At 66.8% G+C, this 26,183-nt stretch carries 27 protein-coding genes and 1 tRNA gene; 11 read left to right on the top strand and 17 right to left on the bottom strand.

Translation table 11 applies throughout. From position 1 onward, the window contains the following. Window positions 1-4 precede the first annotated feature (4 nt). The 6 genes from uppS to rpsB form a co-directional block, all read right to left on the bottom strand. Window positions 5-742 (bottom strand): polyprenyl diphosphate synthase, encoded by a 738-nt coding sequence (gene uppS, locus FA89_RS00600; protein ID WP_036137126.1) that lies wholly within the window; start codon window positions 740-742, stop codon window positions 5-7. A gap of 20 nt (window positions 743-762) precedes the next feature. Continuing rightward, entirely contained in the window at window positions 763-1,320 is a 558-nt protein-coding gene (gene frr / locus FA89_RS00595; RefSeq protein ID WP_036137124.1) for a ribosome recycling factor, read from the bottom strand. 116 nt (window positions 1,321-1,436) lie between these two features. Then, the gene (gene pyrH / locus FA89_RS00590) at window positions 1,437-2,159 is read right to left on the bottom strand and encodes a UMP kinase (protein ID WP_036137122.1); all 723 of its coding nucleotides are present in this window, start codon (window positions 2,157-2,159) and stop codon (window positions 1,437-1,439) included. Between the two features lie 597 nt (window positions 2,160-2,756). Then, window positions 2,757-3,680 (bottom strand): IS110 family transposase, encoded by a 924-nt coding sequence (locus tag FA89_RS00585; protein WP_036137119.1) that lies wholly within the window; start codon window positions 3,678-3,680, stop codon window positions 2,757-2,759. A gap of 691 nt (window positions 3,681-4,371) precedes the next feature. Then, a complete protein-coding gene (tsf, locus tag FA89_RS00580) occupies window positions 4,372-5,250 on the bottom strand; it encodes a translation elongation factor Ts (RefSeq protein ID WP_036137116.1) in 879 nt (292 codons plus the stop codon). 86 nt (window positions 5,251-5,336) lie between these two features. After that, window positions 5,337-6,197, bottom strand: coding sequence for a 30S ribosomal protein S2 (rpsB, locus tag FA89_RS00575; protein ID WP_036137114.1), 861 nt, complete (start codon window positions 6,195-6,197; stop codon window positions 5,337-5,339). Window positions 6,198-6,521: 324 nt separating this feature from the next. On the opposite strand from rpsB, the gene map reads away from it, so the two are divergent. From map to dapE, 5 genes are all read left to right on the top strand, one after another. Beyond that, a complete protein-coding gene (gene map / locus FA89_RS00570; RefSeq protein WP_036137111.1) occupies window positions 6,522-7,289 on the top strand; it encodes a type I methionyl aminopeptidase in 768 nt (255 codons plus the stop codon). A gap of 151 nt (window positions 7,290-7,440) precedes the next feature. Continuing rightward, a complete protein-coding gene (gene glnD / locus FA89_RS00565) occupies window positions 7,441-10,011 on the top strand; it encodes a [protein-PII] uridylyltransferase (protein ID WP_081916783.1) in 2,571 nt (856 codons plus the stop codon). Next, window positions 9,998-10,825 carry a 2,3,4,5-tetrahydropyridine-2,6-dicarboxylate N-succinyltransferase gene (gene dapD, locus FA89_RS00560; protein ID WP_036143344.1) on the top strand — a complete coding sequence of 276 codons (828 nt, stop codon included), beginning with the start codon at window positions 9,998-10,000 and terminating at the stop codon, window positions 10,823-10,825. Before glnD ends, dapD begins: the two co-directional genes overlap by 14 nt. Before the next feature lie 3 nt (window positions 10,826-10,828). After that, a complete protein-coding gene (locus FA89_RS00555; RefSeq protein ID WP_036137108.1) occupies window positions 10,829-11,185 on the top strand; it encodes an arsenate reductase in 357 nt (118 codons plus the stop codon). Continuing rightward, window positions 11,182-12,315 carry a succinyl-diaminopimelate desuccinylase gene (gene dapE / locus FA89_RS00550; protein WP_036137106.1) on the top strand — a complete coding sequence of 378 codons (1,134 nt, stop codon included), beginning with the start codon at window positions 11,182-11,184 and terminating at the stop codon, window positions 12,313-12,315. The genes FA89_RS00555 and dapE overlap by 4 nt, the downstream gene beginning before the upstream one ends. A gap of 3 nt (window positions 12,316-12,318) precedes the next feature. Here the strand turns inward: dapE and FA89_RS00545 are convergent, their stop codons facing one another. Next, the gene (locus tag FA89_RS00545; RefSeq protein WP_081916291.1) at window positions 12,319-13,131 is read right to left on the bottom strand and encodes a phosphodiester glycosidase family protein; all 813 of its coding nucleotides are present in this window, start codon (window positions 13,129-13,131) and stop codon (window positions 12,319-12,321) included. A 103-nt stretch (window positions 13,132-13,234) separates the two neighbouring features. Between FA89_RS00545 and FA89_RS00540 the strand changes: the two genes are divergently transcribed. Next, window positions 13,235-13,723 carry an NUDIX hydrolase gene (locus FA89_RS00540; protein ID WP_036137104.1) on the top strand — a complete coding sequence of 163 codons (489 nt, stop codon included), beginning with the start codon at window positions 13,235-13,237 and terminating at the stop codon, window positions 13,721-13,723. Between the two features lie 9 nt (window positions 13,724-13,732). Here FA89_RS00540 and parC read toward each other — a convergent pair whose 3' ends face one another. Further along, on the bottom strand, window positions 13,733-15,973 hold the full coding sequence (parC, locus tag FA89_RS00535; protein ID WP_036137102.1) for a DNA topoisomerase IV subunit A: 2,241 nt from the start codon (window positions 15,971-15,973) through the stop codon (window positions 13,733-13,735). A gap of 94 nt (window positions 15,974-16,067) precedes the next feature. Next, window positions 16,068-16,490, bottom strand: a complete 423-nt coding sequence (locus FA89_RS00530) for a hypothetical protein (RefSeq protein ID WP_036137100.1) — start codon at window positions 16,488-16,490, stop codon at window positions 16,068-16,070. 310 nt (window positions 16,491-16,800) lie between these two features. Between FA89_RS00530 and FA89_RS00525 the strand changes: the two genes are divergently transcribed. Further along, the gene (locus FA89_RS00525) at window positions 16,801-18,033 is read left to right on the top strand and encodes an acyltransferase family protein (protein WP_036137097.1); all 1,233 of its coding nucleotides are present in this window, start codon (window positions 16,801-16,803) and stop codon (window positions 18,031-18,033) included. An 85-nt stretch (window positions 18,034-18,118) separates the two neighbouring features. After that, window positions 18,119-18,628 (top strand): nuclear transport factor 2 family protein, encoded by a 510-nt coding sequence (locus tag FA89_RS19030; protein WP_051938430.1) that lies wholly within the window; start codon window positions 18,119-18,121, stop codon window positions 18,626-18,628. 25 nt (window positions 18,629-18,653) lie between these two features. Here FA89_RS19030 and FA89_RS00515 read toward each other — a convergent pair whose 3' ends face one another. Then, window positions 18,654-19,487: an endonuclease/exonuclease/phosphatase family protein gene (locus FA89_RS00515; protein WP_036137095.1), complete on the bottom strand. Its 834-nt coding sequence runs from the start codon at window positions 19,485-19,487 to the stop codon at window positions 18,654-18,656. A gap of 165 nt (window positions 19,488-19,652) precedes the next feature. Between FA89_RS00515 and FA89_RS00510 the strand changes: the two genes are divergently transcribed. Next, entirely contained in the window at window positions 19,653-20,135 is a 483-nt protein-coding gene (locus FA89_RS00510) for a hypothetical protein (RefSeq protein ID WP_036137093.1), read from the top strand. A gap of 53 nt (window positions 20,136-20,188) precedes the next feature. On the opposite strand, the gene FA89_RS00505 is transcribed toward FA89_RS00510, so the two are convergent. Continuing rightward, a complete protein-coding gene (locus FA89_RS00505) occupies window positions 20,189-20,581 on the bottom strand; it encodes a winged helix-turn-helix transcriptional regulator (RefSeq protein ID WP_036137092.1) in 393 nt (130 codons plus the stop codon). A gap of 87 nt (window positions 20,582-20,668) precedes the next feature. On the opposite strand from FA89_RS00505, the gene FA89_RS00500 reads away from it, so the two are divergent. Beyond that, complete coding sequence (locus tag FA89_RS00500) at window positions 20,669-21,787, top strand: NADH:flavin oxidoreductase (protein WP_036137091.1); 1,119 nt, start codon at window positions 20,669-20,671, stop codon at window positions 21,785-21,787. Between the two features lie 14 nt (window positions 21,788-21,801). Here the strand turns inward: FA89_RS00500 and FA89_RS00495 are convergent, their stop codons facing one another. Both FA89_RS00495 and FA89_RS00490 read right to left on the bottom strand, forming a co-directional pair. Continuing rightward, window positions 21,802-22,473: a YoaK family protein gene (locus FA89_RS00495; protein ID WP_036137090.1), complete on the bottom strand. Its 672-nt coding sequence runs from the start codon at window positions 22,471-22,473 to the stop codon at window positions 21,802-21,804. Window positions 22,474-22,555: 82 nt separating this feature from the next. After that, entirely contained in the window at window positions 22,556-23,281 is a 726-nt protein-coding gene (locus FA89_RS00490) for an NAD-dependent epimerase/dehydratase family protein (protein WP_036137089.1), read from the bottom strand. A gap of 152 nt (window positions 23,282-23,433) precedes the next feature. On the opposite strand from FA89_RS00490, the gene FA89_RS19960 reads away from it, so the two are divergent. After that, window positions 23,434-23,607 (top strand): hypothetical protein, encoded by a 174-nt coding sequence (locus tag FA89_RS19960; protein ID WP_185754184.1) that lies wholly within the window; start codon window positions 23,434-23,436, stop codon window positions 23,605-23,607. Window position 23,608: 1 nt separating this feature from the next. Here FA89_RS19960 and FA89_RS00485 read toward each other — a convergent pair. The 4 genes from FA89_RS00485 to FA89_RS00470 all read right to left on the bottom strand — a co-directional run bounded on the left by FA89_RS00485 (window position 23,609) and on the right by FA89_RS00470 (window position 26,181). Beyond that, window positions 23,609-23,684 (bottom strand) — tRNA-Phe (locus FA89_RS00485). Between the two features lie 66 nt (window positions 23,685-23,750). Beyond that, a complete protein-coding gene (locus FA89_RS00480) occupies window positions 23,751-24,029 on the bottom strand; it encodes an oxidative damage protection protein (RefSeq protein ID WP_036137087.1) in 279 nt (92 codons plus the stop codon). Further along, on the bottom strand, window positions 24,026-25,072 hold the full coding sequence (gene mutY, locus FA89_RS00475) for an A/G-specific adenine glycosylase (protein ID WP_036137086.1): 1,047 nt from the start codon (window positions 25,070-25,072) through the stop codon (window positions 24,026-24,028). Before mutY ends, FA89_RS00480 begins: the two co-directional genes overlap by 4 nt. Beyond that, a complete protein-coding gene (locus FA89_RS00470) occupies window positions 25,069-26,181 on the bottom strand; it encodes an AsmA family protein (protein WP_051938429.1) in 1,113 nt (370 codons plus the stop codon). Before FA89_RS00470 ends, mutY begins: the two co-directional genes overlap by 4 nt. Window positions 26,182-26,183 lie beyond the last annotated feature (2 nt).

The following is a 26,183-nucleotide window of genomic DNA, read 5'->3' as shown; positions in this document are numbered from 1 at the left end:
GGCGTCAGCCCGTGGCCACCTGTTCGCCGGTGCGGCCATAGCGGCGCTCGCGGCGGGCATAGTCGTCGAGGGCCTGATCCAGGCAGGCTTCGTCGACGTCAGGCCACAGGGTGTCGGTGAAATAGAGCTCGGCATAGGCGATCTGCCAGAGCAGGAAGTTGCTGACGCGCCGCTCGCCGCCGGTGCGGATGAACAGGTCCAGCGGCGGCTGGTCGGCCAGGCAGGTGTACGCGGCCAGACGGGTTTCGTCGATGTCGCCGATGGCGAATTCGCCGCGCGCAGCCGCTTCCGCGGCCAGGCGCGCCGCGTTGGCGATGTCCCAGCGCCCGCCGTAATTGACCGCCACGTTGAGCGTCAGCGCGGTGTTGGCATCGGTGCGTTGCATGGCGCCGAGCATGCGCTGGCGCAGTTCCGCCTCGAAGCCGTCCAGGTCGCCGACGAAGCGCACGCGCACGCCGTTGCCGTGCAGTTCGTCCACTTCGCGGTCGATCGCCTTCAGGAACAGCTCCATCAGCGCCGAGACCTCGGTGGCCGGGCGCTGCCAGTTCTCGCTGGAGAAGGCGAACAGCGTGAGCGACGCGATGCCGCGCCGCAGACAGAACTCCACCGCCTGGCGAACGGCCTTCTGCCCCGCATGGTGGCCAAACGTGCGCGGTCGCAGGCGCTGCCGGGCCCAGCGTCCGTTGCCATCCATGACGATGGCGAGGTGGCGGGGGACCCGGCCTTCGGGCCTGGCTACCATGGTGTCGGGCCGATGGCGCGTCAGAGCGCCATCAGCTCCTTTTCCTTTTCCTTGACCACGTCGTCCACTTCCTTGACGAACTTGTCCGTGAGCTTCTGGACGTCGTCGTCGGCACGCTTCTGGTCGTCTTCGGTAATTTCCTTGTCCTTGAGCAGCTTGCCGATGTGCTGCACGGCATCGCGGCGGACGTTGCGGATGGCGATCTTGGCGGCTTCGCCTTCCTTGGCCACGCTCTTGGCGAGCTCCTTGCGGCGCTCTTCCGTCGGCGGCGGGAAGTTGAGGCGGATGTCCATGCCCATGGTGGTGGGCGTGATGCCGAGGTCGGAAGCCATGATGGCCTTCTCGATCGGGCCGACCATCGCCTTGTCGAACGGTTTGACCGACAACGAGCGGGCATCGGGCGTGCTGATGTTGGCAACCTGCGACAGCGGCGTGGGCGAGCCGTAATACGGCACTACGATGTTGTCGAGGATCGACGCATTGGCGCGGCCGGTGCGGATCGTCTTCAGGTCGTGCTTGAGGGAGTCGATGCTCTTGCCCATGCGGGTCTCAGCATCTTTCTTGATGTCGTTGATCATGGGCCGTTTTCCGGTGGAACGAGTCAGCAGGCGAGTATAGCAGCGAGCGCGCCGGAGGCCGTGCCGCACTGCGCCAGGGGAGGTCGGCGCCGCTTCCGGCGCCGGCCCGGCCGGGGTCAGCCGGCGTTGACGAGGGTACCCACCGGCTCGCCCTTCATGATGCGCATGAGGTTGCCGGGCTGGGTCATGTCGTAGATGCGCAGGGGCAGCTTGTTCTCGCGGCAAAGGGCTATGGCGGCGGTGTCCATGACTTCGAGGCGCCGTTCGATCACCTGGTTGTAGGTGAGATGGTCGTAGCGCTGGGCGGTGGGATCGCGCTTGGGATCGGCCGAGTAGATGCCGTCCACCTTGGTCGCCTTGAGCAGCAGGTCGGCGCCCACTTCCACGGCGCGCAGTGCGGCGGCGGAGTCGGTGGTGAAAAACGGATTGCCGATGCCGGCGGCGAACAGGGCTACGCGGCCCTTTTCCAGGTGGCGGATGGCGCGCCGGCGGATGAAGTCCTCGCATACCTCGTTGATCTTGATGGCGCTCATGGTGCGGGCTTCGCCGCCCAGTTTTTCGATGGCATCCTGCATGGCCAGCGCGTTCATCACGGTAGCGAGCATGCCCATGTGGTCGCCGGTGACACGGTCCATACCTGCGGCAGCCAGGCCGGCGCCGCGGAAGATGTTGCCGCCGCCGATCACGACGCCCACCTCTACACCGGCATCGCGTACTTCGAGGATTTCCTTGGCCAGGCGCTCGATCACCTTCGGATCGATGCCGTAATCCTCGGCTCCCATGAGGGCTTCACCGGAGAGCTTGAGCAGGATGCGGCGGTGGTTCAGCGGGGTGCTCATCGGGGATCTCCAGTTTGTAAGGGGCAAAACAGGCTTAGTTTAGCGCGTGCACAGTTGTTACAGCTATGTGAATCCGTGGTGGGATGTCACGTTTTTTGGGTTCGTCGCTTAGCCATGTGATTAGGTTCTACTGAGGGCTCGCCTTCGGCATCGGGTTTAGCCTTGAGCCTTGGGCACTGGAGCAAGAGCCGGCGGGTAGCCCCCTCGGTGCCACGCCTACGGCGACCCGCTGAGGAAAGGCCGCTCCGCGGCCGTCTATCTATTGCCCTTCGGGCCGGGTCGGGCTTCGCACAGGGGTTCTCGACTCGACATCCTGTCTCGCGAGAACGGCCGGCCGTCCTGGCCGGCCCCCTTCGGGCCTGATCTGTGCGAATCCCTCGCCTGCGGCTACCGGCACCGAGGGGGCTACCCGCCGGCTCTTTCCAAGACTGAGGTAGGTTGTGAGGCGAGCGGTCGCAGATGTGCAGGTTGCGGCGTCACCGCTTCGTTGGCTTTTCGCCCACATCGTGGGCTCCTACCCCCCCCCCAGGGGTAGGGCAGGTCGTGGCATATCCAACGCGTGATCTGCCGTCTGGGGGGTAGCAACTGTGTCCACCCTCATGGGGTAGGCGCCGCGGCTATCGCCTCTCGCATCCGCGCGTTGAGGATGACGATCAGCTTCCGCATGACGGCGACCAGTGCCAGTTTCTTGGGTTTCCCGCGGCCGATGAGCGCTGCATAAAAGGCCTTCAGCTGAGGGTCGTGGTGGGCGGCCGTCAACGCCGACATGTATAGCGCCGATCGTGGACCCGCGCGACCTCCCCAGGTGCTTCGTTGGCCGACGAAGAAGCCGCTGTCGCGGTTGAGTGGGGCCACGCCCACGAGCTTGGCGATCGCCTTGCGGCTGAGGTGGCCCAGCTCGGGCAGGTCGCAGATCATCGTCGCGACCATCGCCGGGCCCACGCCCTTGATGGTGCGGGCGATCCGGGCCTGCGGGGTGTCCTTGATGAGGTCGGCGATCACCTGCTCGATACGGTGCAGGGCCTGCTCCATGTAAGCGATGTGCGCGTCGAGATCGGCGCGAAGGATGGGGTCGTCCAACTGCCGCCGACGCTGCTTTTCCGTGGCAATGTTCTGCACCAGGTGATCGCGCCGCGCCTTGTATTGCCGCAGTTTGGCGGCGTCTGCATCGAGCGGCTGGAACGGCACCAGATCGATCACACTGGCCACGTGGGCGAGGATTCTGGCATCGATCCGGTCTGTTTTGGCCAGCTGCCCCGTCGCCCGGGCGAACGAGCGGACTTGCCGCGGATTGATCCGACGCATGGGCAAGCCGGCTTCGTGCAGGGCACCCAACGCGCGCTGTTCGTAGCCCCCGGTGGCCTCCAGAACGACCTGGCCAGGCCCGTACGGCTTCAGCCAGGTCACCAGGGCCCGCCAGCCGGCGGCACCGTTATCGAATCGCCTGACTTCGTTCTGCTGGAACACGGCCACGTCCAGGTAGGCCTTGCTCACGTCCACGCCCGCGCCGATGCCGTTCATCTCGATCTCCGCTAGCCTAGGGATGTCGAGAGCCCTTCCCGCCAGGCCCAGCCTTATTTCCGAGCGCCTACTCGGGCAACTGTTCGGGCGTATGGCAGGAAGATCCGGCGTGGCGACCTAGCTACAACGCGATCGATCGATCCAGGAGCGCAACGGTCAGCCACGCCGGCTCTCGGCACCTACTTTCGCGCAATCGGGACAAATAAGGAGCGCACGCACGTGCGCGAACCCTCGACGTATCTAAGGCGACCGATGCCATGCACCCCAGGCAAGCGAGCGTTCCCAGCCACGACGCGAAACCTGGCTCTACGCTCACCCACACGCAACCTCAGTGCCAGGAAGAGCCGGCGGGTGCCACCCTCGGGGCCGGTAGCCGCAGGCGAGGGGTTCGAACGGATCAGGCCGCGAAAGCGGGGCCGGCCAGGACGGCCGGCCGTTTTCGCGAGACAGGATGTCGAGTCGAAAACCCCCGTTCGAAGCCCGACCCGGCCCGAAGGGCAATCAATACATGGCCGCGGAGCGGCCTTTCCTTAGCGGGTCGCCGCAGGCGTGGCCCCGGGGGTGGCACCCGTCGGCTCTTGCTCCAAGGCCAAGGGTCAAACGCGATGCCGAAGGCGAGCCTACCAGGCAAGTAAACAAAAAAGAGCCGCGATTGCTCGCGGCTCTTTAGGGTGTCGCCAGAGCGGGTGGCTTACGCCAGACCCGCCTGCTTCATGACTTCGGCGGCGAAGTCGTCGACGACCTTCTCGATGCCTTCGCCGACAGCCAGGCGCTGCACCGAGATGATCTCGGCACCGGCCTTCTTGAGGGCTTCGGCGACCGTGACGTCACCGTCCAGCACGTACGGCTGGCCGACGAGGGTCACTTCGGCGAGGATCTTGTTGACCTTGCCCGAGACGATCTTGTCGAGGATGTCGGCCGGCTTGGCCTTGTCCTTGTCGGTCATCTTGGAGAGCTCGATTTCCTTTTCCTTCGCAAGGAAATCGGCCGGGACGTCTTCGACCTTGACGAACTTGGGGTTCATCGCGGCGACGTGCATGGCGATGCCCTTGGCCAGCTCTTCCGAGCCGCCCTTGAGCGCCACCAGCACACCGATGCGGCCGCTGTGCGAATACGCGCCGATGATGTCCTGGGTCTCGACCTTGGCCATGCGGCGCACGTCGAACTTCTCGCCGATGGTCAGGGTGAGCGCCTTGGCGCCTTCCTCGACCGTGGTGTCGCCGAGCTTGGCGGCCTTGAGCGCGGCGATGTCGTCGATGCCGGACTCGAGGGCGACGTTGGCGACGTCCTTGGTGAACTGGATGAACTGCTCGTTGCGCGAGGAGAAGTCGGTTTCGCTGTTGACTTCGACCAGGGTGGCGACGCCGGGCTTCTGCGCGACGGCGATCAGGCCCTCGGCGGCAACGCGGTCGGCCTTCTTGTCAGCCTTGGCCATGCCGTTCTTGCGCAGCCATTCCATCGCCACTTCGATGTCGCCATTGTTTTCGACGAGCGCCTTCTTGCACTCCATCATGCCGACGCCGGAACGCTGACGCAGTTCATTGACGAGCTTGGCGGAAATCTCAGCCATGGTAGTTCCTCAAAGTTTTGATGGGCGCCGCGGCGGGTGTGCCGCGGCGCCGGATGGGACGATGGAGCGGTAACGGGGCGGGGCGCTTACGCGCGACCACGACCACCGTCACGGCCGCCGTCACGGCCACCTTCGCGACGCGGGGCACCCTTCTTGTCCGGTGCGCCACGACGGTCGCCACGCGGGGCGCTGTCCTTCGCGACCGGGTTGCCTTCCTCGTCCATTTCCACGAACTCGTTGGCATCGCCACGAGCGGCGTTCGGCGAGGCGGCCTTGCCTTCCAGGATGGAGTCGGCGGCGGCGCGGGCGTAGAGCTGGATGGCGCGGATGGCGTCGTCGTTACCCGGGATGGCGTAGTCGACGAGGGCCGGGTCGTAGTTGGTATCGACGACGGCGACCACCGGGATGCCGAGCTTGCGGGCTTCCTGGACGGCGATGTCTTCGTGACCGATGTCGACGATGAACAGGGCGTCCGGCAGGCGGTTCATGTCCTTGATGCCGCCCAGCGAGTTCTGCAGCTTGTCGCGCTCGCGGCGACGGGCCAGCACTTCGTGCTTGACCAGCTTCTCGAACGAACCGTCGGTTTCGGCGGCTTCCAGTTCCTTCAGGCGGGCGACCGATTGCTTGACCGTGCGGAAGTTGGTCAGCATGCCACCGAGCCAGCGGGCGGTGACGAACGGCTGGCCGGCGCGCGCGGCTTCTTCGGCCAGCGACTCACGAGCGGAGCGCTTGGTGCCGACGAAGAGGATGGTGCCGCCCTTCTGGGCCAGGCCCGAGAGGAAGTTCATCGCGTCGGTGAAGAGCGGAAGCGTCTTCTCGAGGTTGATGATGTGGATCTTGCCGCGGGCACCGAAGATGTACGGCGCCATCTTGGGGTTCCAGTAACGGGTCTGGTGGCCGAAGTGAACGCCGGCTTCCAGCATTTCGCGCATGGTGACTTGTGCCATGGAATGACTCCTGGGCGAACCGCATCGAGCGGTTCTGAGGGGGTTGGGACCTCCACGCATCCCCGGCTTCGACCCGGTTCTTTCGAACCAGGCACCCCGAAGGCGGTGCCGATGCGTGTGTGGCGTTGGGTGCGACCGGTTACAATCGCGGTTCGTATCGCCGCCGTGGCCACGCTCGCGTGGCTTCGCCGGACAGCAAAACTCGCTAATTGTAGCCTCCGGGGCCGCCCTGCCGCAAGATCGGGTGGAATTCCGGTGGGGGCGCCGCCATTTCCGCAGGCAGGCCCGTTCCCCTGAAGGGCAAAGAACCAAGAGAGAGCCGCCATGCCCGTCGTACCCAAGACCCCCGAAGAGATCCAGCTGATGCGCGAGGCCGGCCGGCTGGCCGCCGAGGTGCTGGCCATGCTGGTGCCGCACGTCAAGCCCGGTGTCACCACCGAGCACCTGGACCGCCTGGCCCACGACCACATCGTGAACGTGCAGAAGGCCGTGCCCGCCAACGTGGGCTACCGGGGCTTTCCCAAGACCGTGTGCACCTCGGTCAACCACGTGATCTGCCACGGCATTCCCACGGAGACCAAGGTCCTCAAGGACGGTGACATCGTCAACATCGATGTCACCGTCATCAAGGACGGCTGGCACGGCGACACCAGCCGCATGTATTTCGTCGGCACGCCCAGCGTCCTGGCGCGCCGCCTGGTCGATACCACTTTCGAGGCGATGATGAAGGGCATCGAGGCGGTCAGGCCGGGCGCCACCCTGGGCGATGTCGGCGCCGCCATCCAGAAACACGCGGAGGCCGCCGGTTTCTCGGTGGTGCGCGAGTACTGCGGCCACGGCATCGGCAAGGTCTACCACGACGAGCCGCAGGTGCTGCACTACGGGCGCAACGGCACGGGCCTGGAGCTGAAGCCCGGCATGACCTTCACCATCGAACCGATGATCAACGCCGGCAAACCGCAGACCAAGTCGCTGCCCGACGGCTGGACGGTGGTCACCAAGGATCACTCGCTCTCCGCCCAGTGGGAGCACACCGTGGCCGTCACCGATACCGGTTTCGAGATCCTCACGCCCTGGCCGGACGCCGCCTGACGCTCCATCGACGCGGCCGCCCGGCCGCCGTCCGATCCCTGCCACAGCCATCGAGGGCTTCGCCGTGACGCTTCCGCCGCTTCCGCGCCTGCCCGCCGTGGTGCCCCGCTCGGGCGTCTCGCCCGAGGCGCGCCGTGCACTCCGCCAGTTGATGGGCGATGTGGATCGCGCCCTCACCGTCGCCTTCAACGAGGGCGAGGATGCCTCGGCGCTGGCCCGTCGCCGCGCCGAGATCGTCGAGCGCGTGGTGGTGCATGCCTGGGGTGCCTGCCTGGGCGACATCGCCGCCTCCGCCCTGTTCGCCGTGGGCGGGTTCGGGCGCGGCATGCTGTTTCCCGCGTCGGATGTCGACCTGCTGGCCCTGGTAGGCGAAAGCTCACCGGCGCTGTATCGCGCGCTGGAGAACTTCTTCGGCTGCCTGTGGGACATCGGCCTCAAGCCGGGCCATGCGGTGCGCACCGTGGCGCAATGCCGCGAACTGGCGGCGACGGAGGCAAGCGTCTTCACCAGCCTGCTCGACGCCAAGCGCCTGGCCGGCTGGCCCATCCTCGCCCAGGAGCTGCGCGGGATACTCGACGACCCCGCGCTCTGGCCCCCGCGGGCCTATCTGGCGGCACGCCTGGCCGAGCGTGACGCGCGCCATGCCCGCTACGACGATACCGCGCAGAACCTCGAACCCAACCTCAAGGACGGCCCCGGCGGCCTGCGCACCCTGGACGCGCTGCGCTGGCTGGGGCGTCGCCTCGCGGACGCCCCCGATTTCGACGCCATGGTGGCCGAAGGCCTGCTCGAACCGGTGGAGGCCACACGGCTGACCGACGCGGAAGAAACCCTGCGTCGCTACCGCTATGCGCTGCACCTGGAGGCGGGGCGCGCCGAGGAGCGCCTGCTGTTCGACTACCAGCGCGCGTTGGCCACCCGGCTGGGCTTTGAGGACGAGCACGCGAAAAACCTGGGCGTCGAGCAGTTCATGCAGGGCTACTACCGCGCGGCCACCCAGATCGAGCGCTCCGGCACGCAGCTGGTGGAGCGCTTCGAGGAAATGCTCGATCCGCAGACCCGGCCCGAGGACGTAGGGCGCGACTATGTTCGCTACGGGGCACGCATCGCCGTGCGCGACCCGGACCTGTTCGTGCATCGCCCGGCGGCGCTGGTGGAGATCTTCATCGCGCGGCTGGACGAGCCGGGTATCGCGGGCTTTACCGCCGACACGATGCGGCGTATCCAGCATGCGGCGTCGTCGCATGGCGAGTCGCTGGCCGACGACCCCGAGGTACTGCGTGCCTTCCTCACCCTGCTGCGCCGTGGCGCCCCGGCGGTGGAGGCCTTGTGGCGGATGAACCGCCACGGCCTGCTGGCCGCCGTGCTGCCGGCCTTCGGCAAGGTGGTCGGGCGCATGCAATACGACCTCTTCCACGTCTATACCGTGGACGAGCACACGCTGCGGGTGCTGCGCAACGTGGCGCGTTTCGCCGACCCCGCCGCCCGGCGCGACTTCCCCATCGGCTGCGAGATCTGGCCGCACATCGACAAGCCCGAGCTGATGCTGCTGGCCGCGTTGTTCCACGACATCGCCAAGGGCCGGGGCGGCGATCACTCGGTGCTGGGCGAGGAAGACGCGCGCGCGTTCTGCGGGCGGCTGGGCCTGGGCACCGACGATGTCGACCTGGTCGCCTGGCTGGTCCGCCATCATCTGCTGATGAGCACCACCGCCCAGCGCCAGGACATCACCGATCCCGACGTGGTGCACCGCTTCGCCGCCACGGTGGGCGACTGGGAACACCTGGATCACCTGTACCTGCTGACCATCGCCGACATCATCGGCACCAGCCCGAAGCTCTGGAACGCCTGGAAGGATCGCCTGCTGGCGGACCTGTATACGGCCACGCGCTTTGCGCTGCGCAGCGATCTCACCCCGCCGTCGCACGCGGGGATGCGCGTGCGCGAATGCCGCGAGCGCGCGCTGGGCATCCTGGTCGGCGAGCATGTGGCCGCGGACGAAGTGGGCCAGGTCTGGGCGGAATTCCCCGACGGCAGCTTCCTGCGACATCGCCCCGAACAGATCGCCTGGCAGACGGCCGCCATCCTGCGCTCCCGCGGCGCCACGCCGCTGGTCGAAGTCCATCCGTTTTCCGTGCGCGGCAGCACCGAGCTGTTCATCTACGCCAGCGATCGCGATGGCCTGTTCGCCACGGTCACCGCCGTGCTCGACCGCTTGCGCTTCTCCGTGGTCGAGGCACGCGTGCTCGTGTCCAGCACCGGCATGGCGCTGGATACCTTCCTGCTGCTGGAGTCGGATTCGCAGGCGCCGGCCTCGCTGCAGCGCGCGGAAGAACTGCGCCTGCGCCTGCGCCGCGCGCTGGAACAACCCGCCGGCCAGGGGCCGCCCAAGCGCAGCCTCTCGCGCCACCTGCGGCATTTCCAGATGACGCCGCGCATCGAGTTCGTCGACGCGGGCGAGCGCACGCAGCTGGCGCTGGTGTGCACCGATCGCCCCGGCCTGCTGGCCGCCGTAGCCCAGGCGCTGGCCGAAGCCGAAGTGCGCGTGCATGATGCGCGTATCGCGACGTTCGGTGAGCGCGTCGAGGATTTCTTCCAGCTGACCGATCGCGGCAACGCCTCCCTCTCCGCCGAGCGCCGGGAGATCCTGCGCGCTTGCCTGCTTCGCCATATCGGTTTCGAAACCCCCAGGACTGTCGTACATGCAGATGCAAACGCTTGAATCCCTGATCGACGATGCCTTCGAGCGTCGCGCCGACCTGACCCAGAGCGAGATCGAAAGCCACGTGCGCGAAGCGGTCGAGCAGGTGCTGGGTCTGCTGGAATCCGGCGAACGCCGCGTGGCGGAGCCGGACGGCAAGGGTGGCTGGAAGGTCAACCAGTGGCTGAAGAAGGCCGTACTGCTGTACTTCCGCATCAACGGCAACGCGGTGGTGGACGGTGGTCCGTCCAGCGCGTTCGACAAGGTGCCGTTGCGCTTCACCGACGGCGACGCCACGGAGTACGCGCAGTTGGGCGCGCGCGTGGTGCCGGGTGCGCTGGTGCGGCGTGGCGCGCACATCGCAAAAGACGTGGTGCTGATGCCCAGCTACACCAACATCGGCGCCTTCGTGGGCGCGGGCAGCATGGTCGATACGTGGGCCACGGTGGGTTCGTGCGCCCAGATCGGCGCGGGCGTGCACCTCTCCGGCGGCGTGGGCATCGGTGGCGTGCTGGAACCGCTGCAGGCCAACCCGACCATCATCGAGGACAACTGCTTCATCGGCGCGCGTTCCGAGGTGGTCGAGGGCGTGGTGGTCGAGAAGGGTTCGGTGATCGGCATGGGCGTGTTCCTCGGCCAGTCCACCCGCATCTACAACCGCGCCACCGGCGAGATTTCCTACGGCCGCGTGCCGGCGGGCAGCGTCGTGGTGTCCGGTAGCCTGCCGGCGAAGGACAACAGCCACAGCCTGTATGCGGCCATCATCGTCAAGCAGGTGGACGAGAAGACGCGCTCCAAGACCGGCATCAACGAACTGCTGCGCAGCGGGGACTGAGCCATGGCGATCACCGTCTACGGCCTGCCGCAGTGCGACACCTGCAAGAAAGCCCGCAACTGGCTGACCCGGTTCGACGTGCCGCACGCGTTCGTCGATTACCGTGCGCAGCCGGTGCCCCCCGCCACGCTCAAGACGTGGGCGGAGCAACTGGGCGGCTGGGAGAAACTGGTCAACAAGGCCTCGACCACGTGGCGCACGCTACTGCCGCAGCGCAAGGATCCGCGCAGCGATCCGGAATGGACGCTGCTGCTGAAAGAGTACCCGGCACTCATCAAGCGCCCTGTCGTCGTCGACGGTGACGAGGTCACGGTGGGCTTCAGCGACAACGCCTTCAAGAAGCGCTTCGGCACGCCATGACCTCCGCCGTCCTCAACCTCACCTGCGACCTGATCCGCCGCCGTTCGGTCACGCCCGACGACGCCGGCTGCCTGCCGTTGATTGCCGGACGCCTTGCCGCCGTCGGCTTCCGCATCCAGCACCTGCGCTTCGGCGATGTCGACAACCTTTGGGCCACCCACGGCCAGGACGGCCCGGTACTGGCGTTTCTCGGCCATACCGACGTGGTGCCCAGCGGGCCGGAAGCGGCGTGGCTATCGCCGCCGTTCGAGCCCACCGAGCGCGACGGTGTGCTCTACGGCCGCGGGGCGGCGGACATGAAGGGCTCGGTCGCGGCCATGGTCGTGGCGCTGGAGCGCTATGTCGCCGCGCATCCGGAGCATGCCGGCACGCTGGGCCTGCTGCTGACCAGCGACGAGGAAGGCGTGGCGCTGCACGGCGTGCGCGAGGTGGTGGATTACTTCGCGGCGGTGGGCCAGCGCATCGACGCCTGCGTCGTCGGTGAGCCGTCGGCGAAGGAACGGCTGGGCGACCTGATCCGCGTCGGTCGGCGTGGCTCGCTCTCCGGCACGCTGACCGTGCGCGGCGTGCAGGGCCATGTGGCGTATCCGGAAAAAGCGAAAAACCCGATCCATGCGTTTGCGCCCGCGCTGGCGGCGCTGGCGGCGGAGCGCTGGGACGAAGGCAATGCGGATTTCCCGCCCACGTCTTTCCAGGTGTCCAACCTCAACGCGGGCACGGGTGCCAACAACGTGATCCCCGGCGAGCTGGTGGCGCTGGTCAATTTCCGGTTCGCCACCGCCAGCACGGCGGACGGCCTGCGTGAGCGCGCGGAAGCGATCCTTCGCGCGCACGACGTGGATTTCGCCATCGACTGGCACCTGTCCGGCCACCCGTTCCTGGCCACGCCGGGAGGCCGCCTGCGCGAGGTGGTGGTCGGGGTATGCCGCGACCTGTGCGGTATCGATCCGGAGCAGAGCACCGGCGGCGGCACCAGCGATGGCCGCTTCATCGCGCCGATGGGCGCCGAGGTGATCGAGCTGGGCCCGGTGAACGCGACCATCCACAAGGTGAACGAGTGTGTGTCCATCGCCGACCTGGAGCGCCTGCCCGACCTCTACGAGGCCATCTGCGTACGGATGCTCGCGTAGCGCTCAGCGTTTTTTCGGAAACACCGCCACGATGCCCGCGTAGGGCTTGGTCATGAACGCCGGCGCGCCGGCGTAGCCGTCGTCCGGCGTGTACGCCTGCGAGATGGTGCCGTCCAGGAACAGCGCGTCGCGGCAGCCCAGCTGGTCGCGGAACAGTCGGGCGAAGCTGTGGAAGTTGACCGGCGCGCGGCTGACCACGAACACGGCCTCGTGCGAGGATTTCGCGCACACGCCACTGCGCCACTTCATGCTGTCCGAGCCGTTGTCGAACTGCGGATTCACCTCGCCGTCGATCACCAGCATCGGTCCGGACTGGGTGGCGAAGCGCGGCTTGCGCCCCGCGTCGCGGAACGCTTCCGTGGAGGTGACGGCCACGCTGCCGTCGTCGTACACGGCGAACACGCCGTTGGGCAGCAGCGAGAAATTACCCGAGCGCGGGTTGCCGTGGACCAGGTTGAGCGGCACGACCGTCTTGCCGTCCTCGACGAACAGGCCCAGCGGCTTGAACTCGCGATCGTAGATACCTGCGTTGGTGGCGAAAGCCAGCGGCCGGCCCTTGCCCGCCGCCCAGGTCTTCAGGGCCTCGATGCCGCCGAACGGTTGCCCCGTGTCCGGATTGCGCCAGCGCAGCTCGATGTCCTCCTGCCGGGTATCCACCGTGACGGCGAAATACGACTGGCTGTCGAAGACGATGTCCTGTCCGTCCACGGCATCCGCGGCTGGCGCACAGCCCAGGGCCGAAGCGGTGACCAGGGTGGCGGCGAGGGCGCGGAGCAGGAACGTGCGATCAAAACGGGGAAGGGGCGGGCGGCGCATGGGTGGATGGTCGCCGGGTCGCCGGGGCGACGCAAGGGGTGAATCGCCGTCTTCGCGCAGGGAAGGGTAAACTCCCGGGCTTTTCCACGGTGTCGTCATCGTCATGCCCTATACGCCCATCGTCGCCACGCTCGGTTACGTGTTGTCGCCGGACGGTCGCCGCGTGCTCCTGATCCACCGCAACGCCCGCCAGGACGACCAGCACCTGGGCAAGTACAATGGCCTGGGCGGCAAGATGGAGCCGGGCGAGGACATCGCCGCCTGCATGCGCCGCGAGATCCGCGAGGAAGCGGGCATCGAGTGCGTGGACATGCGCCTGCGCGGCACCCTCAACTGGCCGGGCTTCGGCAAGAACGGCGAAGACTGGCTGGGCTTCATCTTCGTCATCGACCGGTACACCGGCACGTGCCTGGAATCCAACCCGGAGGGCGCACTGGAATGGGTGGCGCTGGACGCGCTGGATACCGTGCCTATGTGGGAAGGCGACCGGCATTTCCTGCCGATGGTGTTCGACGCCGACCCCCGCCCGTTCCATGGCGTGATGCCTTACGAGCAGGGGCGGTTGGTGTCGTGGAGCGTGACGCGGATATAGCCTTGCCGGTCAGCCGGTGGTCTCGATCCGCTCCACGCGACGCAGGCCACGCGGCAGCACGCCACCGCGCGTGGCACGGCTGCCGCCGTACTCGACCAGGTCGGCCCATTTCAGCGTGAGTTTGCGCTGCCCCGCATAGAGGGTGACCTCGCCCTTGCCCTCGGCGACCACGGCGATGCCCACCACGCGCTCCTCGCCCGAGGCCAGCTTGGCCTTGGGAATCTCGATCAGCTTGTTGCCCTTGCCCTTGTCCAGTTCGGGCAGCTCGGCCACCGAGAACATCAGCAGGTGGCCTTCGCCGGTGACCACGACGATGCGGTCGCGCGACGGATCGGCGGTGATCGTCGGTGTGAGCACGCGCGCACCGTCGCTGAGGCTGATGATCTGCTTGCCGGCCTTCTGTCGGCCGGTCAGCGCCTCGAAGCGGGTGACGAACCCATAGCCGAAATCCGTGGCCAGCACGATGCGGGTGTCGTTATCGGCAGCCACCACGGCGTCGAAGCGGGCGCCGGCCGGCGGGCTGAACCGCCCGGTGAGCGGCTCGCCGTTGCCGCGGGCCGAGGGCAGCGTGTGTGCCGCCGTGGCATAGGCGCGGCCGGTGGAGTCGATGAAGGCCACCTGTTGCGTGGTGCGCGCGCGGGAGATCGCCAGCAGGCTGTCGCCGTCGCGGTAGGACAGGGCCTCGCCGTCGATCTCGTGGCCCTTGCCGGCGCGTACCCAGCCCTTCTGCGAGAGCACCACGGTGACCGGCTCGGAGGCGACCAGCGCGCTTTCGTCCAGGGCCTGCGCCACGCTGCGCTCGATCAGCGGGGAGCGGCGCTCGTCGCCGAATTTCTCGGCGTCGCTGCGCAGTTCTTCCTTGATCAGGCTTTTCAGCTTGGCCGGCGACTTCAGCAGCACGTTGATGCGGGCGCGCTCTTCTTCCAGCTTGTCGCGTTCCTCGTTGATCTTGAATTCTTCCAGGCGGGCCAGCTGGCGCAGCTTGGTTTCCAGGATGTAGTCGGCCTGCTCGTCGTCCAGGCGGAAGCGCGCCATCAGCACGGGCTTGGGTTCTTCCTCCGTACGGACGATGCGGATCACCTCGTCGATGTTGAGGTAGGCGATGCGCAAGGCCTCGAGCATGTGCAGGCGGCGCTCGACCCGGCCCAGTCGGTGGTTGAGCCGTCGCGTGACCGTGTCGGTACGGAAGCGCAGCCACTCGCTCAGGATCATTTTCAGATCCTTCACCTGCGGCCGCCCGTCCAGGCCGATCATGTTCATGTTGACGCGGAAGCTCTTTTCCAGGTCCGTCGTGGCGAACAGGTGCTGCATCATCTCGTCCGCGTCCACGCGGCTGGAGCGCGGCACGAGCACCAGGCGGATCGGGTTCTCGTGGTCGGACTCGTCGCGCAGGTCCTCGATCATCGGCAGCTTCTTCGCGCGCATCTGCGCGGCGATCTGCTCGAGGATCTTGGACGGCGAGACCTGGTGGGGCAGGGCGGTGATGACGATGTTGCCATCGTCGCGCACGTAGACGGCGCGCGCGCGGACCGAGCCGACGCCGTTCTGGTACATCGCCGCCAGCTCGCGGCGCGGCGTGATGATCTCGGCATCCGTGGGGTAGTCCGGACCCTGCACGTGTTCGCACAGATCCGCGATGGTGGCGTCCGGGTCGTCCAGCAGACGGATGCAGGCGCTGGCCACCTCGCGCAGGTTGTGCGGCGGGATATCGGTGGCCATGCCGACGGCGATGCCCATGGAGCCGTTGAGCAGCACGTGCGGCACGCGGGCGGGTAGCCACGAGGGCTCGTTCATCGTGCCGTCGAAGTTAGGTACCCAGTCCACGGTGCCGTGGCCCAGTTCGGACAGCATGACCTCGGCGATGGGGGTGAGGCGCGACTCGGTGTAGCGCATGGCCGCGAAGCTCTTCGGGTCGTCGGGCGAACCGAAGTTGCCGTGTCCGTCCACCAGCGGATAGCGGTAGGAGAAGGGCTGGGCCATCAGCACCATGGCCTCGTAGCAGGCCGAGTCGCCGTGTGGGTGGAACTTGCCGATGACGTCACCGATGGTGCGAGCGGACTTCTTCGGCTTGGCCGTGGCGCCCAGCGCCAGCTCGCTCATGGCGTACACGATGCGCCGCTGGACGGGCTTCAGCCCGTCGCCCACGAAGGGCAGGGCGCGGTCCAGCACCACGTACATGGAATAGTCGAGATAGGCCCGCTCGGCGTAGTCCTTGAGCGGGATCTGTTCGTAATTGGCTTGCAGGTTCATGGGTTTGGCTGTCCGGCAGGCGCGCGTCCGCGCGTCGTAGCCGGAGGATGGTGCCAGAAAGCGGTCTCAGGAGCGAAGACCGGATGCGTTCAACCTAGAAGCTGGTGTCGAAGCGGTTCGTCTTGTTGGTCAGCGTCCGCGGCGAAACAGGCTCCTCTTTATCCATCGTTTTGAAGGTGCCTCCACTATATCGAAGGGGGACGCCTATGTCGCTGAAATACCGAGCTTTGTTCGGCTTTGGGACATTCCCCGAGCCGATAGCGGTATAGGTCTGCGTCATACGTACCACCTTACTGCCGTGCTCCTGCTTGGCGTGGACCGTCATATCGCTCATATGCCCGTGGCCGGAGCTTTCGAGGGTGACATGAGGGTAAGGGCGCGGCGTCATCGTCCCATCCACTGTCCCAATAGGGAGGAACACCTGCCGACCGTCCAGCGTCTTATTCCCTGCGAATACCGCACGGCTGTCTATGGTCTTCGGCGCCTTCGGCGGCCCCGATCCTCCGATCGAACTCATGTCTTGCTCCTTTGTAAGAGCCGCCGAGGAAGACGGCGGCTGCCTGATCGGGGCAAGGCCGAATCACGTTTCGTGCCAACAGCCCTATGGCTCGCGCAGGTGTGTCGCGCCGTGTTTACGCGCGGCGGGGAGGATGGATCGATCCTGATCGGGCGTGTGGAAAAGCACCCGCCGTGTGTCGGCAGCCACACCGGCTACACCGCTTTCACATCCACATCACGTAGCCAAAGCGGAGCGGAACGAAAGAACCTGCGTTCACCGGAGGGCCAAGTCGGTCTTGCTTCCATGACCGTTTTTCTCCGGAAGGACGATGACCAAAGACCTCTCAGCCGACGGACTGCGTGGCCTCGCCGCGGTCAACGTGCTGCTGTGCCATCTTTTCCTGGCCTTCCTGCCCGGCGGCTTCGCCTGGATCTACCCGGACACCACCACGCCCGCCGCCATGCACGGCGTGGTCGACCACGTGATCGCCTTTCCTCCGCTGTCGGTGCTGTGGAACGGGCAGTTTGCTGTCTGCATCTTCTTCGTGCTGAGTGGCTACGTACTGACCAAGTCGTTCATCGAGAACGGCGACGCCACGGTGTTCCGCCTGCGCGCGTCACGCCGCTACCTGCGCCTGGGCGTACCCATCTTCGGCTCGGTGATATTCGCCTGGCTCGTCATGGCCATGGGCTGGAGTCACGCCGTGGAAGCGGGGGCGCTTTCGGGCTCGCACTGGCTGGCGGACTTCTGGAAGAAGCCGGCCGACCTGATGGAGGCCCTGCGCGACGGTACCTACGGCACGATCCTCGGCGGCTGGTCGCGCTTCAATCCCACGCTTTGGACGATGAAGATCGAATTGCTTGGGTCGATGTTCGTCTTCGCCTACCGGTCGCTCACGCTGCCGGGGCGTGCCGCACCGTTGAATTTCGTCTTCGCGGTGGCGCTGCTGGCGTGGTTTTTCCCGCACGACTGGCCGTACTACACGGCGTTCCTGGCCGGCAGCCATATCGGCGAGGCCCGACTGACCCGGTCGCGTACGTGGCTGGCGCTGGCGGCGATCGGTGTGGTGATCTGCGGCGGCTTCGACGCGTCGCCGTGGTACGACTGGACCCGCGTGTTGCCGCTGGCCGACAACGAGCGCAAGGCCTTCTTCAACGTGCTGGGTGGCGTGCTGCTGCTTTACATCGTGCGGTGCGGCTGCCTGGATCGTGTCCTGCAGAGCCGCCCCGCCCAGTTCATGGGGCGTATCTCGTACGCGTTCTACCTCGTCCACCTGCCGATCCTGCTCAGCGTCTCCGCCTGGTGCTTCATCCAGATGGCGGGGCGCTTCGCGCTCGATCCGGTGCTGGCCGCACTGATCACGGTGCCGGTGACCTTCGCGGTGGTCATCGCCGCGGCCATGGTGTTCGACCGAACCTTCGACCGGTGGGGCATCCGGCTGGCGGCGTGGGTGTTTCCCGCTCCGCGCTCACCGGTGCGCACCGTGGCATTGCGTAGCGCGGACGGCTTCCGTCGCCGCGTGCGCTACCACCGTCGTCGCCCGCTGGAGAAGGCGGGCTGACGCGAGACGCGTGACGAACGGGCCATGCGGCGCCCCGGTGCTACCGCGATGATCGAGGTTCCATCCAGGAAACCAGGGGCCCACCATGTCGCGTCGTCTCGTCCTGCTGTCCGCTTCCTTGCTCGCTTGCGCCGGCGCCGCCACGGCCGCGGTGGCGAGTGATTCGTCGGCTACGCCCGAAGCCGCCGTTTCCCGTTACGTCGCCGCCGAGCACGCGTTCGACGTGGCGACCTTGCGGGCGGTGCTGCTACCGCGCTTCGTCGAGGTATCGCCACGCGGCGAGGTGGACGAGCACGATGCCGTGCTTGGGTTCTATGCGCCCGAGAAAAAGACCACGGCGCCGCCCGTCGCCTTGCGCGACGTGGTGTCCCGCGTGAACGGCGATACCGCCTTCGTCACGGCGTCCGTCGTGTTCACGGTGAAGGATGCGGAGCATCGCCTCACGCTGGGCGCGTCGGTGGTGAAGGGCGCGGATGGCTGGCGCCTGGCCTCGGCGCAATACACCGGCGTTCCGCCGCGCAGCCCGTCGGCGCCCCAGCAGCCCTCGGCACCGACGCCGCCTGCCGCACCCATGGCGCCCCGGCCGCAGGCCTGAGCGCACGGACGCGGCGTGTGCCGGATCAGAGCGCGAAGTCTGCCTGCACGGGGAAGTGATCGGAGGGATATCGCCCGTTCTTCGACGTGGTGACCGTCTGCGCGGAGGTCGCTTCGACGCCCCGGTAGAGAATCCAGTCGATCCGTTTGGTCGCCTTGCCGGTGAAGTCGTGGAAGGTTTCCGCCGGGCCGGTGTGCGTCGGCGCGGCGACCCATGCGTCCTTGAACGTGGCCGTGAGCGCCTTGTGCGTTTCGCTTTCCGGTCCCGTGTTGAAGTCGCCCGTAAGGATCACCGGTACGTGGGCGGGAAGCTTCGCGATCCATGCTGCGATCTGATGCGCGCTGCGCGAGCGGGCGTCTTCGTCCTGGTCGCGATAGGGGAAATGCGTGTCCAGCAGGTAGAACCGCTTGTGGTCCGACAGCCGCTCGAACAGCGCCCAGTTGACCATGCGTGGAAACACGTTGCCCCAGGTGATGCTGGCCACCTTGTCCGGCGTGTCGGACAGCCAGAAGTCGCCCGATTCGATCACCTTCAGGCGGTCTTTCCGGTAGAAGATGCCCATGTGCTCGTCACGGTGCTCACCGAAACGGTCGCGGCCGAACCAGGTGTATTCCGGCAGCCGCGCCACGGTGTCGTCGCCCTGCGCCTTGTACAGCTCCTGCGTGCCGACGATGTCCGGATCCAGTTGGCGGATGGTATCGGCGAACAGGTCGCGTCGGTGCGGCCAGTCGTTCAGTCCGTCGTTGCCGGTCATCGTGCGTACGTTGAACGTCATGACTTTCAGGTCGTCCGCCATGGCGGGCGTGACGAAGGCGGCGGCCAAGCCGGTGATCAGGGCGAGGTGGCGAAAGCGAAGCATGCGGGTCGGCTTCCTTCTGGGGAGGGATCGCCCGACTATAGCGACGTAACGCCGTAACGGCATGAAGCCGCCTTTCTGCAGCGACGCGACATTGCGCCGCCCACCGCACGACGGCCGATGGTGCAGAATGATCGTCCGCCATTCGATGGAAGCCGGGATCCCGCCATGACCGAAGCCGACCGCAACGCAACACCCTCCGGCTCGAACGGTCGGCGGACGGCGATCATCGTCATCCTGGTGGCATTCATCGCTTCGGCCACCACCACCTTCCTTGCCATCACCGAGTCGCATCGCGTGCGCAAAGCAGATGCCGTCGCCCAGGACGCTGATGTACGCGATCTGCGCGCCTTCGCCAGCGACTGGGTGTCGCGCGTGGGGCAACTGCGCGAGGCGCCTGCCGCGGTCCAGCCGGATCGGTTGGCGGCACTTCCGCCCCGTATCGAAGCACTCGCGGCCTGGAAGCCGCGTACGCCCTGCGGCAACGATGCGCGCGAGGCCTTGCGCGCGTCGATGGAAACACGCGTGGGTTATGTCCGGCGCGTGCTGGCGAAAGACACCGTGCCCGAGGCGCACATCGACGAAGGGCGCGCTCTAGAGCAGAGCCTGCAGCGTTGCATCGCGGAACAAGGGCGGGACGTCCCGACCTGAGCTGCCGGTGGCTCACCTGTGGCCGTGCATCCGCATGAGCAGAAAACCGGGGATCACGCCCGGGTAGTTGCCTCGGCGTCGTAGCGCTGGCGCGCCGCGTCTACCTCGTCGAGGTTCCGGTGCATCCACACGTAAAGCTCCTTGAACGGCCTATGTAATGACCGGCCCAGATCGGTCAGTGCGTATTCCACGCCGATGGGCGCGGCCGGCAAGATGGTCCGGGTCAGCAGGCCGTTGCGTTCGAGGCGGCGCAGGCACTGGGTCAGGGCCTTCTGCGTCACGCCTTCAAGCTGGCGTTTTATCGCGTTGAAGCGCATGGGGCCGCTGTGCAGCACGGTGAGCACCATCATCGACCACTTGTCGGTTACCTGCTCGAACAGCAGGCGGCTGGGGCAGCCGGCGGAAAACCGCTCGGGACTGCACGTGGCCGATAGGGTGGTTTCCATGGATATACCTGAGCGCCTGCAAGTGCCTTATTGACGCCAAGTATATCGCGTATACCATGCGGCGCATCCTCCAATGCGAAAAATCTCATGTCCCAGGCCGCCGTCGATCCGCTGTTTCGTCCCTTCACCATCAAGGGCTTGACCCTTAAAAACCGCATCGTCATGGCGCCCATGACGCGCACGTTCGCTCCGGAGGGCGTGCCCGGCGAGGCGAACGCCGCCTATTACCGTCGCCGCGCCGCCGGCGATGTCGGCCTGATCCTCTCGGAAGGCACGGTGATCGATCGTCCCGCGTCGCGTAACGAGCGCGACATCCCTTCGTTCTTCGGTGAGGCGGCACTTGCCGGCTGGCGCGGTGTGATCGACGAGGTGCACGCCGCAGGCGGACGCATGGGCCCGCAGATCTGGCATACCGGTGCCACCCACGGCCGCTCCGGTTGGAATCCGCCCGCGCCGAAGGAAAGCCCCTCCGGCCTGAACGGCCCGGGCGATGCCAATGGCGTGGCCATGACCGAGGAAGACATCGCCGACACCGTGGCGGCGTTCGCCAGCGCGGCGGCGAGCGCGAAGGTCCTGGGCTTCGACGTGGTCGAGCTGCACGGTGCGCACGGCTACCTCATCGACCAGTTCTTCTGGCAGGGCTCCAACGAGCGCACCGACCGCTACGGCGGCGCGACCCTGGCCGAGCGTTCGCGCTTCGCCGGCGAAGTGGTGGCTGCCATACGCGAAGCCATCGGTCCGGACATGCCGCTGATCCTGCGGGTCAGCCAGTGGAAGCAGCAGGACTACAAGGCCCGCCTGGCGCCGACGCCGGCCGAACTGGAGGCCTGGCTTTCGCCACTGGTTGATGCGGGCGTGGATGTACTGCACTGCTCGCAGCGCCGGTTCTGGGACCCTGAGTTTCCGGAGATCGACGGCGAGAACGGCCTCAACTTTGCCGGCTGGGCGAAGAAGGTCACCGGCGCCGCAACGATCTCGGTCGGGTCGGTGGGGCTTTCGGGTGAGTTCCTGGCATCGTTCGGCGGCGAGACGTCGTCACCGGTGGGCGTGGAGCGTCTTGCCGAGCGGCTGGAGCGGGAAGAGTTCGACCTGATTGCCGTTGGTCGTGCGTTGATTGCCGATCCGGATTGGGTGTCGAAGGTGCGTGCGGGAGAGACCGAGAAGATGAAGTCGTTCGATCCGGCGTCGTTGGCCGAGCTGGTCTGAGGTTTGCGAGCTGGCTATGCGTAGGGTCGGCTCGACCGGCGGCACCAGTACATCGTCATCGCCGCATTGACGATGACCAGGGCCGCCGGCAAAAGCAGGCCCGCCCGTGGATGGCCTGCATGGAGGACGGCCCCTGCCGTCGCGCCGGCAATGAAGCAGGTGATGACCAGCACACTGACCTGGGCGCGTCGGACGTCAGGGGCTGCGCCGCGCAGCCATTGGCCGAGCGTGATGCCCAGGTCGGTGAACATGCCCGTCAGGTGCGACGTACGTAGCACCGCACCGGTGACGAACGATGTGGTGCCGTTTTGCAGGCCGATGGCCAGCGCGCACAGCCACGCCGCGCGCGCGGGATACACCTCGATGGACCAGGCCGCGGCGCCCAGGAGCGCGGCCTCGAAGAGGAGCATGAGTGCCGCCGCCTGGCTCGCCCGCCATCGCTCCGCCCGAATACACCATGCGCTGATCGCGCACCCGGCGGTGAAGAGGCCGATGACCAGCCCGGCGTGGCCCAGCAGGTTGGCGTCCGCACTGGCCATGCCCAGGGCTGCCTCGGTGCTGACACCGGTGAGGTGCGTGACACCGCCGTGCTGGAGGGCGAGAAGCGCCGAGGCGTTGACCGCGCCCGCCACGAAGGGGAGGGTGATGGCCCATAACCAGATCCATCGGGGAAATGCGGGGATCATTTGGTGGGATGCCGTGTCTGTTGGCGCAGTGTGGGAAGGGAGTGATGCCGTGTATGCACGCGACCTGGAAACGATCTGATCGCTACAGTCCGAGAATCTCGAATGCATCGTCACGTGGGGCATAGCCGATCGCGCGTTTCGTCTTCTCGATGGAAAGACGCTTGTAACGGTTGTCGGAAACCCCGTTCACAACGGTGAAGCCCTGTAATTCCGCCTCGATGCAACGGGCAAGAAGTGCAACCACGTCTCTGTAACTGACGAACGCAGCCACGTCTCTTGCGCTATGTGTCTCACCTGCCTTGAAGTCGGCCACGTTTGCTATACGCACGGCGACCGTGGTCATTGATCCATCGTTCGAGTGCAGCGAAGCCATGGCTTCCCCAAAAGCTTTGCTCGCGCCATAAAGGTTGCCCGGTCGTGCCGGTGCATCTTCATCGATCTGGACATCCGTCGGGTAGCCCTCGATCGCTTGGGCACTGCTGGCGAAGATGAAGCGCTTGCAGCCTTGTGCCTGGGCCGCGGCCAACATGTTGTAGGTACCGACGATATTTATCGGCAGCAGCGACTCCATGAACGGTGCATCGGGGTTGGGATCGGCCGCCAGGTGGAGCACGGTATCCATGTCCTCGCAAGCCTTGAGGCACGCAGCGTAGTCGGTTACGTCGAGCACCACTTTTCCCGACGAATCAGGCAGGCTGCCTGGATTGATATCCGCGAGCCGCAGATCGAAGCGGGTGCCTTGCGACATGTAAAAAGCAGAGCCAATCCTGCCACCGGCCCCTGTGACCAATACCCGCCGCAATGCCATGGATAACTCCTGTAGTTGTCGGAGCATTTTAGCGTGCATAAGGGACGGTTTAGCTTGTCCGCTCATTGGCGGCGTTTGCTCGGACACCGTGTTCGTCGCCCCGGTTTGGCAAAGGCTGTCGGTGTGAGGCGCCCGCCTCAAAGCGAAGCTGAATGGAAGTCGACGAGGCCAAGCACAACGGTCATTTGACGAAGGGCGAGCAGAAGCGCCTCAATCAGTCGGAAATCGCGATAGCAATCACATTTACCGTCAGAAGCACTGATGCCTGCTTGAAGAAATGCATGCATGAAAAAGGCCACCGCAAGGGAGGCCTTTTCAATGAATAAATGGTGGCTCGGGACGGAATCGAACCGCCGACACGGGGATTTTCAATCCCCTGCTCTACCAACTGAGCTACCGAGCCACGAGTGCCTGCGACGATCGTCGCGGCGTGTGGAGCCGCGTATTAAATCGGGTGAGGGCCCCCGCGTCAAGCCTCTTGTTCGGGCGGCACGTAACCGGCGGGCTGGATCACGTCGCCGCCGAAGAAATACTTCTCCATCTCCCCGCTGAGGAACCCGCGCGTCTTCGGGTCCAGCGGGGACAGGCGCATCTCGTTGATCAGCATGGTCTGGTGCGACAGCCACTGGGCCCAGGCTTCCTTGGACACGCTCTCGTAGATGCGCTTGCCCAGATCGCCGGGCCAGGGGGCGAAGTCGAGGCCTTCGGCATCGCGGCCGAGCTTGACGCAGTGGACCATGCGGGTCATGGGGATATCTCCGGAAGATTGTCGAGCAGCGTGCGAACGGGGGCGGGAAGGCCCAGCGCGGCCAACTCGCCGGGCGAGCACCAGCGGCGGTCGTCGCGGTCGGCCACGGCGGCCAGCGGGGCCGCATGGTCGAACAGGATGGGCGATACGTCCAGCCGGTAGTGGCTGAACACGTGGGTGAAGGCGGGCAAGGCGTCGGGCTGGCCCACACGTGCGAGACGCAACGCGGCGGCGGGCGCGGCCTCGGCATCGGTCGCCTCGGGCAGGCTCCACAGGCCGGACCACACGCCTTGCGGGCCGCGCTTCTCCAGCAGGATGCGGCCTTGCGCATCGCGCAGCAGCAGCATCGCCAGGGCGCGGGTGGGAATCTTCTTGCCGGGCTTGGCCGTCGGCAGCATGGCGGTCAGCCCGTCGCGATGGGCGACGCACGTGGTGGCGTGCGGACACAGCAGGCAGGCCGGCTTGCTGCGTATGCACAGCGTGGCGCCCAGATCCATGATCGCCTGCGTGTAGTCGGCGGTGCGCTCGGCGGGCGTGTGCCCGTCCGCGTGTATCCACAGGCGCTTTTCCACGGCGCTTTCGCCGGGATGCCCGGCAATGCCGTGGTAGCGGGTCAGCACGCGCTTGACGTTGCCGTCCAGGATCGGGTGCCGCAGTCCATAGGCCTGCGCCAGGATCGCGCCGGCCGTCGAGCGACCGATGCCGGGCAGGGCCATCAGTGCGTCGAGGTCGCGCGGCAGCTCGCCGCCGTGGCGCTCGACGCATAGCTGCGCGGCACGATGCAGGAAGCGCGCGCGACGGTAATAGCCCAGGCCGGACCACAGCGCGAGCACGGTGTCTTCGTCGGCGGCCGCCAGTGATGCGAGGGTGGGCAGGCGCTGCACGAAGCGCTGGAAGTAACCGATCACAGTGACCACCTGCGTCTGCTGCAGCATGATCTCCGACAGCCACACGCGGTAGGCGTCGCGCGGGTGCTGCCAGGGCAGGTCCTTGCGGCCGTGATGGTCGTACCAGCGCAGCAGTTCGCGGGCGAAGGGATTCATCGCGGGGTGCCGGCCTTCGCTGCGGTGGCGGTGTGCGCGGGCGTAGGTGTCGGCGCGGTGACGGTCCCGGCGGGCGCGGATGTCGAAGCCGATGCCGGGAGGGTCGCCGCGTCGTCCGCCGTGGCGCGAATGCGCAGGCCCGTCACGTGCACCGATCCCGCATCCACCGCCTGCGCGTCCACCGTGCCGAGCAGGGGCGGCAGCGTCGGCGTGCCGCCTGCGTTGATACCGGTCCACCATTGAGCCACGGCCAGCGGCGGCACGCGCACATCGACGTGCTCCGTGGGGCTGTCGACCTTCAGCGCCACGGAGAGCGGGTCCTTCTCGTTCGCCGGCGTCATGCCCAGCGCGATGTCCAGCGGCGGTGCATCGTGACGTGTCGCGCGGCCGGCGAGCGACGCGCCCACGTCGGCACCGCCGCGCCAGGTGGCGGTGCCTTGCAGTGAAGCGGCGAAGCGATCGTCACTGGACAACTCCAGTTGCAGTTCCTCCAGGGTGAGTACACCCCGGGCCAGGAGCGGTCGCGTGCCCAGCGTCATCGCGTAGTGGCGGTCGCCGATCAGGGCGGACAGCATGAGATCGAACACGCGGCCGTTGGCGAGGCGCCCCGCGTCGATGTCCACATTGGACATCAGCAGGCGATTGCCGCGGGTCAGCGTGCCGCGCGAAATACTGAAGCCCGCATCGATGCCTGGCAGGAAGGCACCGGACGTCGAGGGCTGCGGCGGCCGTGTGTCGAGGTAGGCGGACACGGCATCCATGTCGATACGCGCGCCTTCCAGCTCCAGTCGCGACACCGTGGTCTCGCCGCCCAGCAGCGTGCGCCAGGGCAGCACCAGCTTGCCACGCGATGCCACGATCAATGGCGTGCCGGAGCCGCGCGCACGAAGGGTAAGGCCTTCCAGCTCCAGCGCGGGTTTCGGCCACAGCGTGGGGCTGGCCGGGTTGGCCAGGCCGAGGTCGAGCCCGGCGGCCTCCGCGCGCGACTGCAGCATGGCGGTGAAGCGTTCGGGCTGCAGCACCACGTACATGGCGATCAGCGCGGCAAGCAGGAAAACGACAAGCAGGCCGGCGACGGCGAGCACGCCGATCCGCAGTCGACGGGTCACGA

The sequence above is a fragment of the Luteibacter sp. 9135 genome (assembly GCF_000745005.1).
Classification (GTDB): domain Bacteria; phylum Pseudomonadota; class Gammaproteobacteria; order Xanthomonadales; family Rhodanobacteraceae; genus Luteibacter.
This window is presented reverse-complemented; position numbering and strand designations above follow the sequence as displayed.